Consider the following 12,730-nt stretch of genomic DNA (forward strand, 5'->3'; position numbering starts at 1 on the left):
CACCTCATCCCTTGGTCTGCTCCCCGTAGACCGACGGACGACAGCGGACCCGGTGCCCCGCCCGGCACTGTGGACGGCATGGATGAGACCAAGGGGAGCAGGCGGACGAAGGGGATCAGCCGGGCGCGTTTCCTGGCCGGGGCGGCGGCGGTGGGGATCGCCGGGGCGGCGGGGCCGGCCGGTCAGGCCCGGTCGGCGCAAGCCCGGCACAGCCGCGGACTGCGCCGGAGGGGCGTCGTCTACACGGTCGGAGCGGGGGAGACACCGGGGACAGCGTGGAGCGCCCGGCGGATGCGGCACGACATCCGGGCCATCAGGGACCGGTTGCACGCCGACACCGTCGACGTCACGGGCGACGGCGTCGAACGCCTCACGAAGACCGCCGCCGAGGCCGCCGAGCGGGAACTGCACGTCTGGCTGCAGCCGACCCTGGGGGACGCCCCGCAGCGGGACATCCTGGAGCACATCGCCGAGACCGGGCGGTTCGCCGAGCGGCTGCGGCGCCACGGCGCGAGCGTCGACTTCAGTGTCGGCTGCGAGTTCTGGCTGTTCGTGCCCGGCATTCTGCCGGGCGAGACGGTGCTGGAGCGCATCGAGAACCTCCGGAACGGCACGGTCGACTGGCCACGCGCACAGCGGCGTCTCGCGGAGTTCACCGCCAGGGCCGCGAAGGTCGGCCGCTCCGTCTTCCGGGGCGACCTCGCCTATGCCGCGGCCCAGTCCATCGACAACCCGGACTGGAACCTCTTCGACATCGTCGGCATCGACTACTACGCGCACTTCGACAAGCGGTCCGACCACGTCCGTGAGCTGAGGCAGTATCTGAAGTGGGGCAAGCCGCTCGCCATCACCGAGTTCGGCACCTGCGCCTACGTCGGTGCGCCCGAGACCGGCGGCATGGGCTGGGACATCGTCGACTACGACAAGGAACCGCCGGAGATCAAGGGGAACCCGGTCCGCAGCGAGCGCGTCCAGGCCGACTACGTGGGCGAGTTGCTGGACATCTTCGAGTCGATGGGCCTGTACGCGGCGATGGCCTTCGAATTCGTCAGCCCGGACGCCCCGCACCGCCCGGACGAGCCGCGCCTGGACCTCGACCTGGCGGCGTACGCCATCACCAAGGTCGTCAAGGACCGTCCGGCCGACCCCGCCTCCGGCTGGCACTGGGAGCCGAAGGAGGCGTTTCGCGCGGTGGCCCGCCGGTACGGGGCGGCGGGCCACCGCACTCCTCAGCCGCAGTAGAGGTCGGAGGAGGGCCGCGTGCCGGTGGCCAGGAAACGGGAGACGGTCCGGTCGCCGCAGGCGTTGCCGTTGGCGAGGTAGGCGTCATGACCGGTGGAGTTCACGGTGACCATGACGGCCCGGTCACCGAGGGCCTGCCGCAGCTTCCGGGCCCCCGCGAGCGGGGTGGCGACATCCCGCTCGTTCTGCACGAGGAGGATGTTGGACGGCCCGCGGTCGGTGACCCGCACGGCCGGCTCCCTCGGCTCGTACGGCCAGGCCGCACACACCATCGGCCCGCGCGGCATGCCCGCGGTCAGCGGGTACGCGGCGCGGCTCGCGTCGACGTCCTTCTGGTACGCGGCGGCCGAGTCGGGCCAGTCGACGTCGTTGCAGATCGTGCCGACGCCGACCGCGGTGACGTTCTGCAGGACCGACTCCGGCGGGGCCTCGGGCACCGGCGGCACGGTGCCCTTGCGGGCGGCCCGGATGGTCTCGGCCAGGGTCGGGTAGTCGTCGGGGTCGTAGAGGCTGGACAGCATGGTCTGGCGCAGCGCGTTGCCGTCCAGCCGCGGCGGGTTGGCGCCGGGCCAGGGCAGAGGCTCGCGGTCCAGCCGGGCGGCGAGACGCAGGAAGCCGGAGCGCACCTCGGCGGGCGTGCGGGCCACCCGGTGCGGGTTGCCCGGCCGGGAGGCCCACGTGGCGAACTCGGGGAAGTTGTCCTCGACCCCGACCTCGAAGGCGGCGAGCCAGTTGCGGGTCACGCGGGTGTGGTCGGGGTCGTCGTTGCTGTCCAGCACGATGCGGTCGGTGCGGTGCGGGAACAACTGGCTGTAGACGGCGCCGACGTAGGTGCCGTACGAGACGCCCCACGCGGAGATCTTCTCCTCGCCGAGCGCGGCCCGGACACGGTCCAGGTCGCGGGCCTCGTTGGCGGTGCTGATGTGCCGGATCAGCTCACCGCCGTTGCGTACGCAGGCCGCTGACGTACGCCGGGCGGTGGCCATGTTCTCGGCGACGGAACCGTCCGGGCCCGGCCAGGGCAGGAGCTTCGTCGCTCCGATGTCGGCGGGATCCAGCTCGCAGTCGACGGCGGTGGAGGGCGCCATCCCGCGCGGCGCGAACCCGATGAGGTCATAGGCGTCCCGTACCTTCTGCGGAAGCTTCTGCCCCTTGCCGGAGGGATCGGCGAGACTGTCCCCACCGGGCCCGCCCGGGATGAGTAACAGCGCGCCTCGCCGGGCGGACGGCTTCTCACCGGGGATCCGGGAGACGGCGATCCGGATCTGGGGGCTGTCCGGGTCGGAGTAGTCCATGGGCACACCGATGGTGGCGCACTGCTGTCGGGGGTCGAGCCCGGAGCCCTCGCACGCGCCCCACTCGACCCGCTCCCCGCCGGCCGCGGACGCCCCACCGGGTCCGGCGAACCCGAGGACCACTCCGAGGGCGGCGACCAGTACCGCGCATTTCGAGATCTGCTTCATGCCCAGCAGCCTGGCCGAACCCGACGGCGGACCACATCCGGGTAACTGCCTTATGTGTGCGGGGGATTACCCCCGGCCGGGAGACGGCGTCCGGCGCGGAGGTCCGTCCGTTCCCCTGGGCCGGCCCGCCGGCGGCCGCACCATGAAGACGTCGATCGCGTCCTGGGTGTCCACCCTGAAGCCGTGGCGTTCGTAGAGGCGGCGCGCCGGGCTGCCCCGGAGGACGTTCAGGCGGACGAGGCCGCCGGTGGAGTCCGTCCCGTCCAGCAGGGTACGCAGGACCGCCGAACCGATGCCCCGGCCCTGGAGCGCCGGAGTGAGGTGGAAGTGCTCCAGCCAGTGGCCGGTCCCGGACGGGCGCAGGAAGACACTGCCCGCGAAGGAACCGGCGGTCGTGATGACCGACGTGTGCCGCGCGGCGAAGCCGTCCCGCAGGCGCTGCCCGACCCGGTCTTCGTCGTAGCGGCCCAGCCGCTCCAGGTCCGGCCGCATCACCACGGCCCGAAGTTCCGCGATCGCCTCGACATCCGCCGGCCGCGCGGGGCGCATGCCCCATTCCGGTTCCGAATGCCCCTCTGATGCTTTCACGGCTGGATTGTCTCAACGGGTCCCAGACCACCTCTTGTCGGCATCCGCCATGGGGCGAACCGCTCACCGAAAACGCCGGTTTGCCGCACTGCGTGCCGAACCCCTCAGTGCCGCGCGGCAGTTGTACGACACAGACCCTTCCCGAGTGTAGACGCGGAGCGTGACCGAGGAGATGCGAAGAGTGAAACCGTGAAAGAAAGGGGAGCACGGTGGAGGCACGACACTCGGCGCTCTGCGTCGAAGAAGCGGAGGATGCGGTGAAAGAATTGCGGGCAGAACTCGCCAAGGCCGGAAGGATCCTGCCCTCATCGGGGCTCGACCCGGTGAGTCTTGTGCGGGAAGCGCCCTGCCCGCTCGTCGAATCGGGCCGGGACTCCGCGCGCACCGCCGGACGGCTCGTGGCGGTGCCGCGATGAAGCCTCCGGTCGGCGCGTACGTCGTGGACACCCGCAGCGGTCGCATCGGCATCGTGATGGGGCATGAGGGGCCCTACGTCCAGTTGCGGCCGTACGGCGGCGGCAAGGAGTGGGACGCCGACCCCGGTGCCGTCCGGCACGCCACCCCGGCCGAGCGGCTGCGCGCGGCGACCGCGTACGCCAACGCCCGCAGCAGGGGCGAGGTCCCTTGACGTGACGACCCTGCCAGAATGGCTCCATGAGTCTGTTCCGCGACGACGGCATCGTGCTGCGCACCCAGAAGCTGGGTGAGGCGGACCGGATCATCACGCTGCTCACGCGCGGTCACGGACGGGTACGCGCGGTGGCCCGGGGCGTGCGCCGGACGAAGTCGAAATTCGGGGCGCGTCTCGAGCCGTTCTCCCACGTCGACGTGCAGTTCTTCGCCAAGGGAAGCGAGCTGGTCGGGCGCGGCCTGCCGCTGTGCACCCAGAGCGAGACCATCGCGCCCTACGGCGGTGCGATCGTGAGCGACTACGCCCGGTACACGGCCGGGACCGTCATGCTGGAGACCGCCGAGCGGTTCACCGACCACGAGGGCGAGCCGGCGGTGCAGCAGTACCTGCTTCTGGTCGGCGCACTGCGGACCCTGGCCCGGGGGGAGCACGCGCCGCATCTCGTGCTCGACGCGTTCCTGCTCCGCTCCCTCGCCGTCAACGGATACGCCCCGAGCTTCACCGACTGCGCGAAGTGCGGGATGCCCGGGCCCAACCGGTTCTTCTCGGTCGCGTCGGGCGGTTCCGTCTGTGTGGACTGCCGAGTGCCCGGCAGCGTCGTACCCTCGCCCCAGGCCCTGGAACTCCTCGGTGCCCTGCTTACGGGAGACTGGGAGACCGCGGACGCGTGCGAGGCGCGCCACGTCCGGGAAGGCAGCGGGCTGGTGTCCGCTTATCTGCACTGGCACATGGAGCGCGGGCTGCGCTCCCTGCGCTACGTCGAGAAGTAGCGCGAGCAGCCGACACAGAGCACCAGAGAAGCAAGCGAGCACGAGGAGACGAGAAACACATGGCCGTACGCGGGATCCTGGGGCGCCAGCGCCGGGAGTACAGGACGCCGGAGCCGCACCCCTCCGGCGCGCGGCCCCCGAAATTCCCCGGGGAACTCGTACCGCGCCATGTGGCCATCGTCATGGACGGCAACGGCCGCTGGGCCAAGGAACGGGGCCTGCCGCGCACCGAGGGGCACAAGGTCGGCGCCGAGCGCGTGCTGGACGTGCTCCAGGGGGCCATCGAGATGGGCGTGGGCGCCGTCTCCCTGTACGCCTTCTCCACCGAGAACTGGAAGCGGTCGCCGGACGAGGTGCGCTTCCTGATGAACTTCAACCGGGACTTCATCCGCAAGACCCGCGACCAGCTCGACGAGCTGGGCATCCGGGTGCGCTGGGTGGGCCGTATGCCCAAGCTGTGGCGCTCGGTCGCCAAGGAGCTCCAGATCGCCCAGGAGCAGACCAAGGACAACGACCGGCTGACCCTGTACTTCTGCATGAACTACGGGGGCCGCGCCGAGATCGCCGATGCCGCCAAGGCGATGGCGGAGGACGTGAAGAGCGGAAAGCTCGACCCGTCGAAGGTCAGCGAGAAGACTTTCGCGAAGTACATGTACTACCCCGACATGCCGGACGTGGACCTGTTCCTGCGCCCCAGCGGCGAGCAGCGCACCTCCAACTACCTGATCTGGCAGAGCGCCTACGCCGAGATGGTCTTCCAGGACGTGCTGTGGCCGGACTTCGACCGGCGTGACCTGTGGCGGGCCTGCCTGGAGTTCGCCTCGCGGGACCGGCGCTTCGGCGGGGCCATCCCGAACGAGGAACTGCTGGCCATGGAGGGCGAACAGCCGTAGCACACCGAGGCCCGGCAGCCCCTCGCGTGGCAGCCGGGCCACAGCGGCGGTGTCCTGGGGGCCGTGGTCACCTGGTGTGCGCGCTCGGGCTCGGCCCGGCTGGACCTTCGCCAGCGTGGGCCCCCAGCAGGTCGTCCCGCCCGCCCGCGCCGACGCGGCCTGGCTCGCGGTGAACGCCGCCGCCTTCGCCCACCACCCCGAGCAGGGCTCCCTCACCCAGCGCGACCTCGACGACCGCAAGCCGGTGCAGGTATCCGGCCACCGATGGCTGCGCGCCCCAGGCGTCCTCGTCCTGCCACCACACGCGGTGAGGCTTGCCGGTGTCGTCCTCACCGCCCTGGTCACCCTCGGCGTCATCGGACGGGCGGCCGTGGGCGGCCATCACCTCGCTCACCCCCGGGGCCGGGCCGGAACGCGCCTACGGCCGCGTCCTGCGCGCCGGCGGCGCTGTGATCCCGGCCTCCACGGCCGTCTCTGCTCGTCCGCCGCGGGCTGAGCACCCGGGGCCTCGTGCCGCCCACCTGAAACGAGGCTGCCGCGCCCCACCTCAGGGGCGCGAGGAACCGCGCGACCGGTCACAACGCACCCGCAGCCGACGACGACACCTCACCCCCACGGCGGGGACACGCTCAACCGCCGGAGGCCCTCGCGCAGTCGGCGCACGTGCCGAAGATCTCCACCGTGTGGGCCACGTTCACAAAGCCGTGCTCGGCGGCGATGGCCTCGGCCCACTTCTCCACGGCCGGGCCCTCGACCTCGACGGCCTTGCCGCAGCCGCGGCACACCAGGTGGTGGTGATGGTCGTCGGTGGAGCAACGACGGTAGACGGACTCGCCGTCCGCGGTGCGCAGGACGTCGACCTCACCGGCGTCGGCGAGGGACTGCAGGGTGCGGTAGACCGTGGTGAGCCCGACCGAGTCGCCCTTGTGCTTGAGCATGTCGTGCAGTTCCTGCGCGCTGCGGAACTCGTCGACCTCCTGCAGGGCCGCCGCCACAGCGGCCCGCTGCTTGGTGGCGCGGCCCTTCACGGACGGTCCAGCGGTCGTCACCGTTGCCTCCTCACGTCTGCCTTGCCCGGGCCATTGTGCCAGCCCGGGGCGGGAGCGGTCAGACGCCGACTTCGTCGGCCGCCTCCCGGCTGCCCGGAATCGCGCACTCGGCCGGGTCGGCCGGGGTGTTCGCGGCCGATGCCGCACGGGCGCGGCGGCGGGCCAGCGGGGTCGCGAGCGCCGTCAGCACGATGAACGCGCCGATGGTCAGCAGCACGATCGTCGCGCCGGGCGGCACGTCCTGGTAGTACGAGGTCAGGGTGCCGCCGATCGTCACGCTCACGCCGATGGCGACGGCGATCGCGAAGGTGGCGGCGAAGCTGCGGGCGATCTGCTGGGCGGCGGCGACCGGCACCACCATCAGCGCGCTGACCAGCAGCAGGCCGACCACCCGCATCGCCACCGTCACCGTGACGGCCGCGGTGATCGCCGTCAGCAGGTTCAGGACCCGCACCGGCAGGCCCGTCACCCGGGCGAACTCCTCGTCCTGGCTGACCGCGAACAACTGCCGCCGCAGGCCCAGGGTGACCAGCACGACGAAGGCGGCCAGTACGCAGATCGCCGTGACGTCCGACTCGGACACCGTCGACAGGGAGCCGAACAGGTACGACGTCAGGTTGGCGTTGGAGCCCGTCGGCGCGAGGTTGATGAACATCACACCGCCGGCCATGCCGCCGTAGAAGAGCATGGCGAGGGCGATGTCGCCGCGGGTCTTGCCGTACCAGCGGATCAGCTCCATGAGGACCGCGCCGAGGACGGAGACGAGCGTCGCCATCCACACCGGCGACCAGGTCAGCAGGAAGCCGAGGCCGACGCCGGTCATCGCCACGTGGCCGATGCCGTCGCCCATCAAAGCCTGGCGGCGCTGGACCAGGTAGATCCCCACCGCGGGGGCCGTGATGCCGACCAGGACGGCGGCGAGCAGGGCCCGCTGCATGAAGGCGTAGTCGAGGAAGTCCATCAGCTCAGCAGTCCCGTGCGGATCGGTTCGGCGCCCGCCGGTGCGTGCGGGTGCACGTGGTCGTGGCCGGGCAGGGCGTGCTGTCCGACGGCCTTGGGGGGCGGGCCGTCGTGGACGACACACCCGTCGCGCAGGACGACCGCCCGGTCGATGAGGGGCTCCAGCGGGCCCAGTTCGTGCAGCACGAGCAGCACCGTCGTCCCCCGGGAGACCTGCTCGGTGAGGGTGTGGGCGAGGACTTCCTGGCTGGCCAGGTCGACGCCGGCCATCGGCTCGTCCATGATCAGCAGCTCGGGTTCGGAGGCGAGCGCGCGGGCGATCAGGACGCGCTGGTGCTGGCCGCCGGACAGCGCGTCGACGGAGTCCTTGGCCCGGTCGGCCATGCCGACGAGATCCAGGGCGCGCCGTACGGCCGTGTGGTCGGCCTTGCGCAGGACACCGAAGCGGGCCCGGGACAGGCGGCCGGAGGAGACCACCTCGGTCACCGTGGCGGGCACACCGCCGGCGGCCGTGGTGCGCTGCGGCACGTAGCCCACGCGGTGCCAGTCGCGGAACCGCTCGCGGTCCGTGCCGAACAGCCGGATCTCCCCGGCACCGGTCTGCACCTGGCCGATGATGCTGCGCACGGCCGTGGACTTGCCCGAGCCGTTCGCGCCGAGCAGCGCGACGACCTCGCCGTGCCGCACGGTGAGGTCGATGCCGCGCAGCACGGGACGTGAGCCCAGGTCGGCGCGGACGCCGCGCAGGGATACGACGGGCTCGGTCATGCCGTCCTCCGATGGGTCGGTCACTTGGCTCCCAGGGCCGTGCGCAGGGCCTTGAGATTGGCTTCCATGACCTGGAAGTAGTCGTCGCCGCGGGACTTGTCGGTGATGCCCTCGATCGGGTCGAGGACGTCCGTCTTCAGGTTCGCGTCGCGGGCGAGGGTCTTCGCGGTCTTGTCGGAGACCAGTGTCTCGTAGAAGACGGTGGTGACGCCGTCGGCCTTGGCCTCCTGCTGGAGCTCCCGGACGCGGGCGCCGCTGGGCTCGCTCTCGGGGTCGATGCCGGAGATGGCCTCCTGGGTGAGGCCGTAGCGCTCGGCGAGGTAGCCGAAGGCGGCGTGGTTGGTGAAGAAGACCTTCGTCTTCGTGTTCCTCAGGCCGCTTTCGAAGTCGCTGTCGAGGCCCTTCAGCTTCGTGACCAGCGCCTCGGTGTTCTTCTTGTAGTCGGCCGCGTGGTCCGGGTCGGCCTTCTCGAAGGCCTTGCCGACGCCCTGGGCGATCTCGGCGTACTTCACCGGGTCGAGCCAGACGTGCGGGTCGCGGCCGTGCTCCTCCTCCTCGGAGTGGCCCTTCTCGCCCTCGCCCTCGTGGGTGTGGCCGCCGGTGCCGTGATCCTCGAGGTGGGTCAGGCCGGCCGCGTCGATCTTGGTCTTGATGCCGGTCTGGCCGACGGCCTCGTCGACGGCGGGCTGGAGACCCTTGAGGTAGAGCGCCGCGTCGGCCTCCTCCAGCTGCGCGCGCTGCTTGGTGCTGATCTCCAGGTCGTGCGGCTCCTGGCCGGGCGCGGTCAGGCTGGTGACGTTCGCGTGGTCGCCGCCGATCTGCTCGGCGAGGAACGCCATGGGGTAGAACGACGCGACGACGTCGAACTTGTCCGTGTTGCCCGAGGCCGCGCTGTCGCTGGAGCAGGCGGTCAGGCCGCCGAGACCGAGAGCGGTGGCCGTGGCGGCGGGTATGAGGCGTCGTCGTACGTTCATGACACTCATTTTCAACAAATATGGAAACCGTTGTCAACAAAAGCCCTGACCGGGACCTTGAGGGCGCCGGAGGGGGAGCGATTTGATTGAGGGGGCGCCCCCGCCGGTAACCTGAGACATTCGCTGGAAGCATCTCGCTTCGTCGCCCGTCGTCGTAATGAAGAGAGCACCGTGGCCGCCGACAAGATCGACACCATCGTCAGCCTGAGCAAGCGCCGTGGCTTCGTATTCCCCTGTAGTGAGATCTACGGCGGCCAGCGCGCCGCTTGGGACTACGGCCCCCTCGGTGTCGAGCTCAAGGAGAACCTCAAGCGCCAGTGGTGGCGCTACATGGTGACGTCGCGCGAGGACGTCGTGGGCATCGACTCGTCCGTGATCCTCGCCCCCGAGGTCTGGGTGGCCTCGGGCCACGTCGCCACCTTCACGGACCCGCTGACCGAGTGCACCTCCTGCCACAAGCGGTTCCGCGCGGACCACCTGGAGGAGGCCTACGAGGCCAAGCACAAGCGCCTGCCGGAGAACGGCCTGGCCGACGTCAACTGCCCCAACTGCGGCAACAAGGGCCAGTTCACCGAGCCCAAGCAGTTCTCGGGCCTGCTGTCCACCCACCTCGGCCCCACCCAGGACTCCGGCTCTGTCGCCTACCTGCGGCCCGAGACCGCGCAGGGCATCTTCACCAACTTCTCGCAGGTGCAGACCACTTCGCGCCGCAAGCCGCCGTTCGGCATCGCCCAGATGGGCAAGTCCTTCCGCAACGAGATCACGCCCGGCAACTTCATCTTCCGCACCCGCGAGTTCGAGCAGATGGAGATGGAGTTCTTCGTCAAGCCGGGCGAGGACGAGAAGTGGCAGGAGTACTGGATGGAGCAGCGCTGGAACTGGTACACCGGTCTCGGCCTGCGCGAGGAGAACATGCGGTGGTACGAGCACCCGAAGGAGAAGCTCTCCCACTACTCCAAGCGCACCGCCGACATCGAGTACCGCTTCCAGTTCGGCGGCAGTGAGTGGGGCGAGTTGGAGGGTGTGGCCAACCGCACCGACTACGACCTCGGCGCCCACTCCAAGGCCTCGGGCCAGGACCTCACCTACTTCGACCAGGAGGCCGGCGAGCGCTGGACCCCGTACGTCATCGAGCCCGCGGCCGGTGTCGGCCGCGCCATGCTGGCGTTCCTCCTGGACGCCTACGTCGAGGACGAGGCGCCCAACGCCAAGGGCAAGATGGAGAAGCGCACCGTGCTGCGCCTCGACCAGCGCCTCGCCCCGGTGAAGGTCGCGGTGCTGCCGCTGTCCCGCAACCCGGAGCTGTCCCCGAAGGCCAAGGGCCTCGCCCAGGCGCTCCGGCAGAACTGGAACATCGAGTTCGACGACGCCGGCGCCATCGGCCGCCGCTACCGTCGCCAGGACGAGATCGGTACGCCGTTCTGCGTGACCGTCGACTTCGACACGCTCGAGGACAACGCGGTCACCGTCCGTGAGCGCGACACGATGAAGCAGGAGCGCGTCTCCCTCGACCAGATCGAGGGCTACCTGGCGGCCCGCCTGATCGGCTGCTGAGCGGCCTGCTTGGCGTGATGGTGCCGGGTTCCTCCTCGGAGGGGCCCGGCACCGCCGCGTTTCACGGTCCAGGTCGGCGTAGACCGCCGCGTGGTCCGAGGCGAGGGTCCCCCTTCGACGTGACGGTGCCGAAGTACGCGAACGAGGACGGCGCCCGGACACCGCGCCGTTCGAGCGCGCCGCACCTGCTCCCATGGGAGCGGCGGCATCGGGTCATCGAGTTCTTGCCCTCGGAGTTGCCCGTGCCGTGGTGCCCGTGGTGCCCATGGCGTTCCGGAGGGACGGGTGACTCGTCACGGTCCGAAGTCCCGTGTCCGGCAGGACCCGGTTCGCCTCGCTGGACGGCTCGTCGTCGCGCTCGCCGGCGACCGCGACGTACGGGGAACGCTCCAGGGCTCTGGTGAATCGACGCCACCGCGGGTGACCGCGCGTCCGGCGAGCTGTCCGGGATCGCCGCCGCGGACCGCGTCCCGGAGGCCCGGCTGCGGGACTGGCTCGCCGCGCTGTTCGCCGCGAAGCGCCGCAAGGCGGGCGAGGACCCGGAGCCGTTCGCCACCTACATGGTCCTCACCGACGAGAACGGCTCGGCGGTGGGCGAGCACATCACCGACCTGGAATCCCAGCTCACCCGCGTCATCCAGGCCGGCGTGGAAAGCGGCGACTTCGCCGCCACCGACCCGGAGGCCTCGGCCCGCGCGGTCTTCCAGGCCACGGGCCGCTTCCACGATCCGTCCTGTGCCCGGGAGTGGAAACAGCCCGGGATCGAAGCGGACTGCGAGTCGGTCCTGAACCTGCTGGTGCGGGGGCTGCGGCCCTGAGGGGTCCTTGCGCTCATACCGCAACGACCCCTGAAGGGTGTCCCGGTCCGCCCTACCTATCGGGTGCGTCCCGGCCGGGAGGGGCACAGGATGGAAAGTGAGGGGTGGGTCGCTGCGGGGGCGCCGAGAAGGGGATGGCGGTCGTGGATCTCATACTGCGTCCAGGCACTGCGGACGATGCCGCAGACTGCGGAAGGATCTGCTACGAGGCCTTCTCCGGCATCGCCCGGGAGCACGGGTTCCCACCCGACGTCCCGAGCCCCGAGGTGAGTGTCGCGCTGATCGAGGGAGCCCTCACGCACCCGGGCTTCTACAGTGTCGTCGCCGAACGCGACGGGCGGATCGTGGGCAGCAACTTCCTCGACGAACGCTCGGCCGTCGTCGGGGTCGGGCCCGTCACCGTGGACCCCACCGTGCAGAACGCGGGCGTGGGCCGCCGCCTGATGCGGGACGTGATGCGGCGGGCGGACGAGCGCGGGGCGCCGGGCGTCCGGCTGTTGCAGAGCGGCTACCACAACAGGTCGTTCTCGCTGTACGTGAGCCTGGGTTTCGTCCACCGGGCCACCGTGGCCTGCGTCCAAGGCCCGCCGATTCGGCGTGCGATGCCCGGGTACGAGGTGCGGGAGGCCACGGACGCGGACCTCGGCGCCTGCAACGACGTGTGCCGGCAGGTCCACGGCGTGGACCGTGGCGGCGAGATCGCCGACGCGCTCAAACAGGGCACCGCCCGGGTCGTCGAGCGCGCGGGACGCGTCACCGGGTACGCCACCGATCTGGCCTTCTTCGCGCACGCCGTGGGCGAGACCACCCCGGACCTCCAGGCCCTGATCGCGGCGGCCCCGCAGTTCGGCGGCCCGGGCATCCTCGTACCCGCCGGCGACAGCGTGCTGCTCAGGTGGTGCCTGTCCAACGGCCTCAAGGTCGTGCAGCTGCTGAGCCTGATGACCACCGGCCTGTACAACCGGCCCGACGGGGCGTACCTGCCGTCGATCCTCTACTAGTGGCCGCCTCGTCAGACCG

Annotated in this window: 13 protein-coding genes and 2 pseudogenes; 9 read left to right on the plus strand and 6 right to left on the minus strand. The window is 70.9% G+C overall.

Going from position 1 to position 12,730, the window contains the following annotated elements; all coding sequences use genetic code 11:
* The first annotated feature begins 78 nt into the window (after window positions 1-78).
* The gene (locus ACIQHQ_RS02575) at window positions 79-1,242 is read left to right on the plus strand and encodes an abortive phage infection protein (protein ID WP_402609324.1); all 1,164 of its coding nucleotides are present in this window, start codon (window positions 79-81) and stop codon (window positions 1,240-1,242) included.
* Here ACIQHQ_RS02575 and ACIQHQ_RS02580 read toward each other — a convergent pair.
* Entirely contained in the window at window positions 1,230-2,705 is a 1,476-nt protein-coding gene (locus ACIQHQ_RS02580; protein ID WP_402609326.1) for an alpha/beta hydrolase, read from the minus strand. The two genes, ACIQHQ_RS02575 and ACIQHQ_RS02580, sit on opposite strands and share 13 nt — an antisense overlap.
* A gap of 66 nt (window positions 2,706-2,771) precedes the next feature.
* Window positions 2,772-3,254, minus strand: a complete 483-nt coding sequence (locus tag ACIQHQ_RS02585; protein ID WP_402609329.1) for a GNAT family N-acetyltransferase — start codon at window positions 3,252-3,254, stop codon at window positions 2,772-2,774.
* Between the two features lie 248 nt (window positions 3,255-3,502).
* Between ACIQHQ_RS02585 and ACIQHQ_RS02590 the strand changes: the two genes are divergently transcribed.
* From ACIQHQ_RS02590 to ACIQHQ_RS02610, 5 genes and pseudogenes are all read left to right on the plus strand, one after another.
* Window positions 3,503-3,709: a hypothetical protein gene (locus tag ACIQHQ_RS02590; RefSeq protein ID WP_402609331.1), complete on the plus strand. Its 207-nt coding sequence runs from the start codon at window positions 3,503-3,505 to the stop codon at window positions 3,707-3,709.
* Window positions 3,706-3,921, plus strand: a complete 216-nt coding sequence (locus ACIQHQ_RS02595; protein WP_086599578.1) for a hypothetical protein — start codon at window positions 3,706-3,708, stop codon at window positions 3,919-3,921. The genes ACIQHQ_RS02590 and ACIQHQ_RS02595 overlap by 4 nt, the downstream gene beginning before the upstream one ends.
* A 26-nt stretch (window positions 3,922-3,947) precedes the next feature.
* Window positions 3,948-4,694, plus strand: a complete 747-nt coding sequence (gene recO / locus ACIQHQ_RS02600) for a DNA repair protein RecO (protein WP_390981012.1) — start codon at window positions 3,948-3,950, stop codon at window positions 4,692-4,694.
* A 59-nt stretch (window positions 4,695-4,753) separates the two neighbouring features.
* Window positions 4,754-5,587, plus strand: a complete 834-nt coding sequence (locus tag ACIQHQ_RS02605; protein WP_402609334.1) for an isoprenyl transferase — start codon at window positions 4,754-4,756, stop codon at window positions 5,585-5,587.
* Between the two features lie 139 nt (window positions 5,588-5,726).
* Window positions 5,727-5,828 (plus strand): annotated as a pseudogene (locus ACIQHQ_RS02610) (mycothiol synthase); the annotation flags it as partial.
* Between the two features lie 388 nt (window positions 5,829-6,216).
* Here ACIQHQ_RS02610 and ACIQHQ_RS02615 read toward each other — a convergent pair.
* The 4 genes from ACIQHQ_RS02615 to ACIQHQ_RS02630 are packed head-to-tail and all read right to left on the minus strand — an operon-like array spanning window position 6,217 to window position 9,338.
* The gene (locus tag ACIQHQ_RS02615; protein ID WP_402609336.1) at window positions 6,217-6,636 is read right to left on the minus strand and encodes a Fur family transcriptional regulator; all 420 of its coding nucleotides are present in this window, start codon (window positions 6,634-6,636) and stop codon (window positions 6,217-6,219) included.
* 58 nt (window positions 6,637-6,694) lie between these two features.
* Complete coding sequence (locus tag ACIQHQ_RS02620) at window positions 6,695-7,597, minus strand: metal ABC transporter permease (protein WP_402609337.1); 903 nt, start codon at window positions 7,595-7,597, stop codon at window positions 6,695-6,697.
* The gene (locus ACIQHQ_RS02625; protein ID WP_402610605.1) at window positions 7,597-8,364 is read right to left on the minus strand and encodes a metal ABC transporter ATP-binding protein; all 768 of its coding nucleotides are present in this window, start codon (window positions 8,362-8,364) and stop codon (window positions 7,597-7,599) included. The genes ACIQHQ_RS02620 and ACIQHQ_RS02625 overlap by 1 nt, the downstream gene beginning before the upstream one ends.
* Before the next feature lie 20 nt (window positions 8,365-8,384).
* Window positions 8,385-9,338 carry a metal ABC transporter substrate-binding protein gene (locus ACIQHQ_RS02630; protein ID WP_402609338.1) on the minus strand — a complete coding sequence of 318 codons (954 nt, stop codon included), beginning with the start codon at window positions 9,336-9,338 and terminating at the stop codon, window positions 8,385-8,387.
* 171 nt (window positions 9,339-9,509) lie between these two features.
* On the opposite strand from ACIQHQ_RS02630, the gene ACIQHQ_RS02635 reads away from it, so the two are divergent.
* From ACIQHQ_RS02635 to ACIQHQ_RS02645, 3 genes and pseudogenes are all read left to right on the plus strand, one after another.
* Window positions 9,510-10,892 (plus strand): glycine--tRNA ligase, encoded by a 1,383-nt coding sequence (locus ACIQHQ_RS02635; protein ID WP_283971215.1) that lies wholly within the window; start codon window positions 9,510-9,512, stop codon window positions 10,890-10,892.
* Between the two features lie 422 nt (window positions 10,893-11,314).
* Window positions 11,315-11,710, plus strand: a pseudogene (locus ACIQHQ_RS02640) (TetR/AcrR family transcriptional regulator); the annotation flags it as partial.
* A 134-nt stretch (window positions 11,711-11,844) separates the two neighbouring features.
* Window positions 11,845-12,711: a GNAT family N-acetyltransferase gene (locus ACIQHQ_RS02645; RefSeq protein WP_402609341.1), complete on the plus strand. Its 867-nt coding sequence runs from the start codon at window positions 11,845-11,847 to the stop codon at window positions 12,709-12,711.
* Window positions 12,712-12,730 lie beyond the last annotated feature (19 nt).

The organism is Streptomyces sp. NPDC092370 (genome assembly GCF_044755265.1).
Taxonomy (GTDB): Bacteria; Actinomycetota; Actinomycetes; order Streptomycetales; family Streptomycetaceae; genus Streptomyces.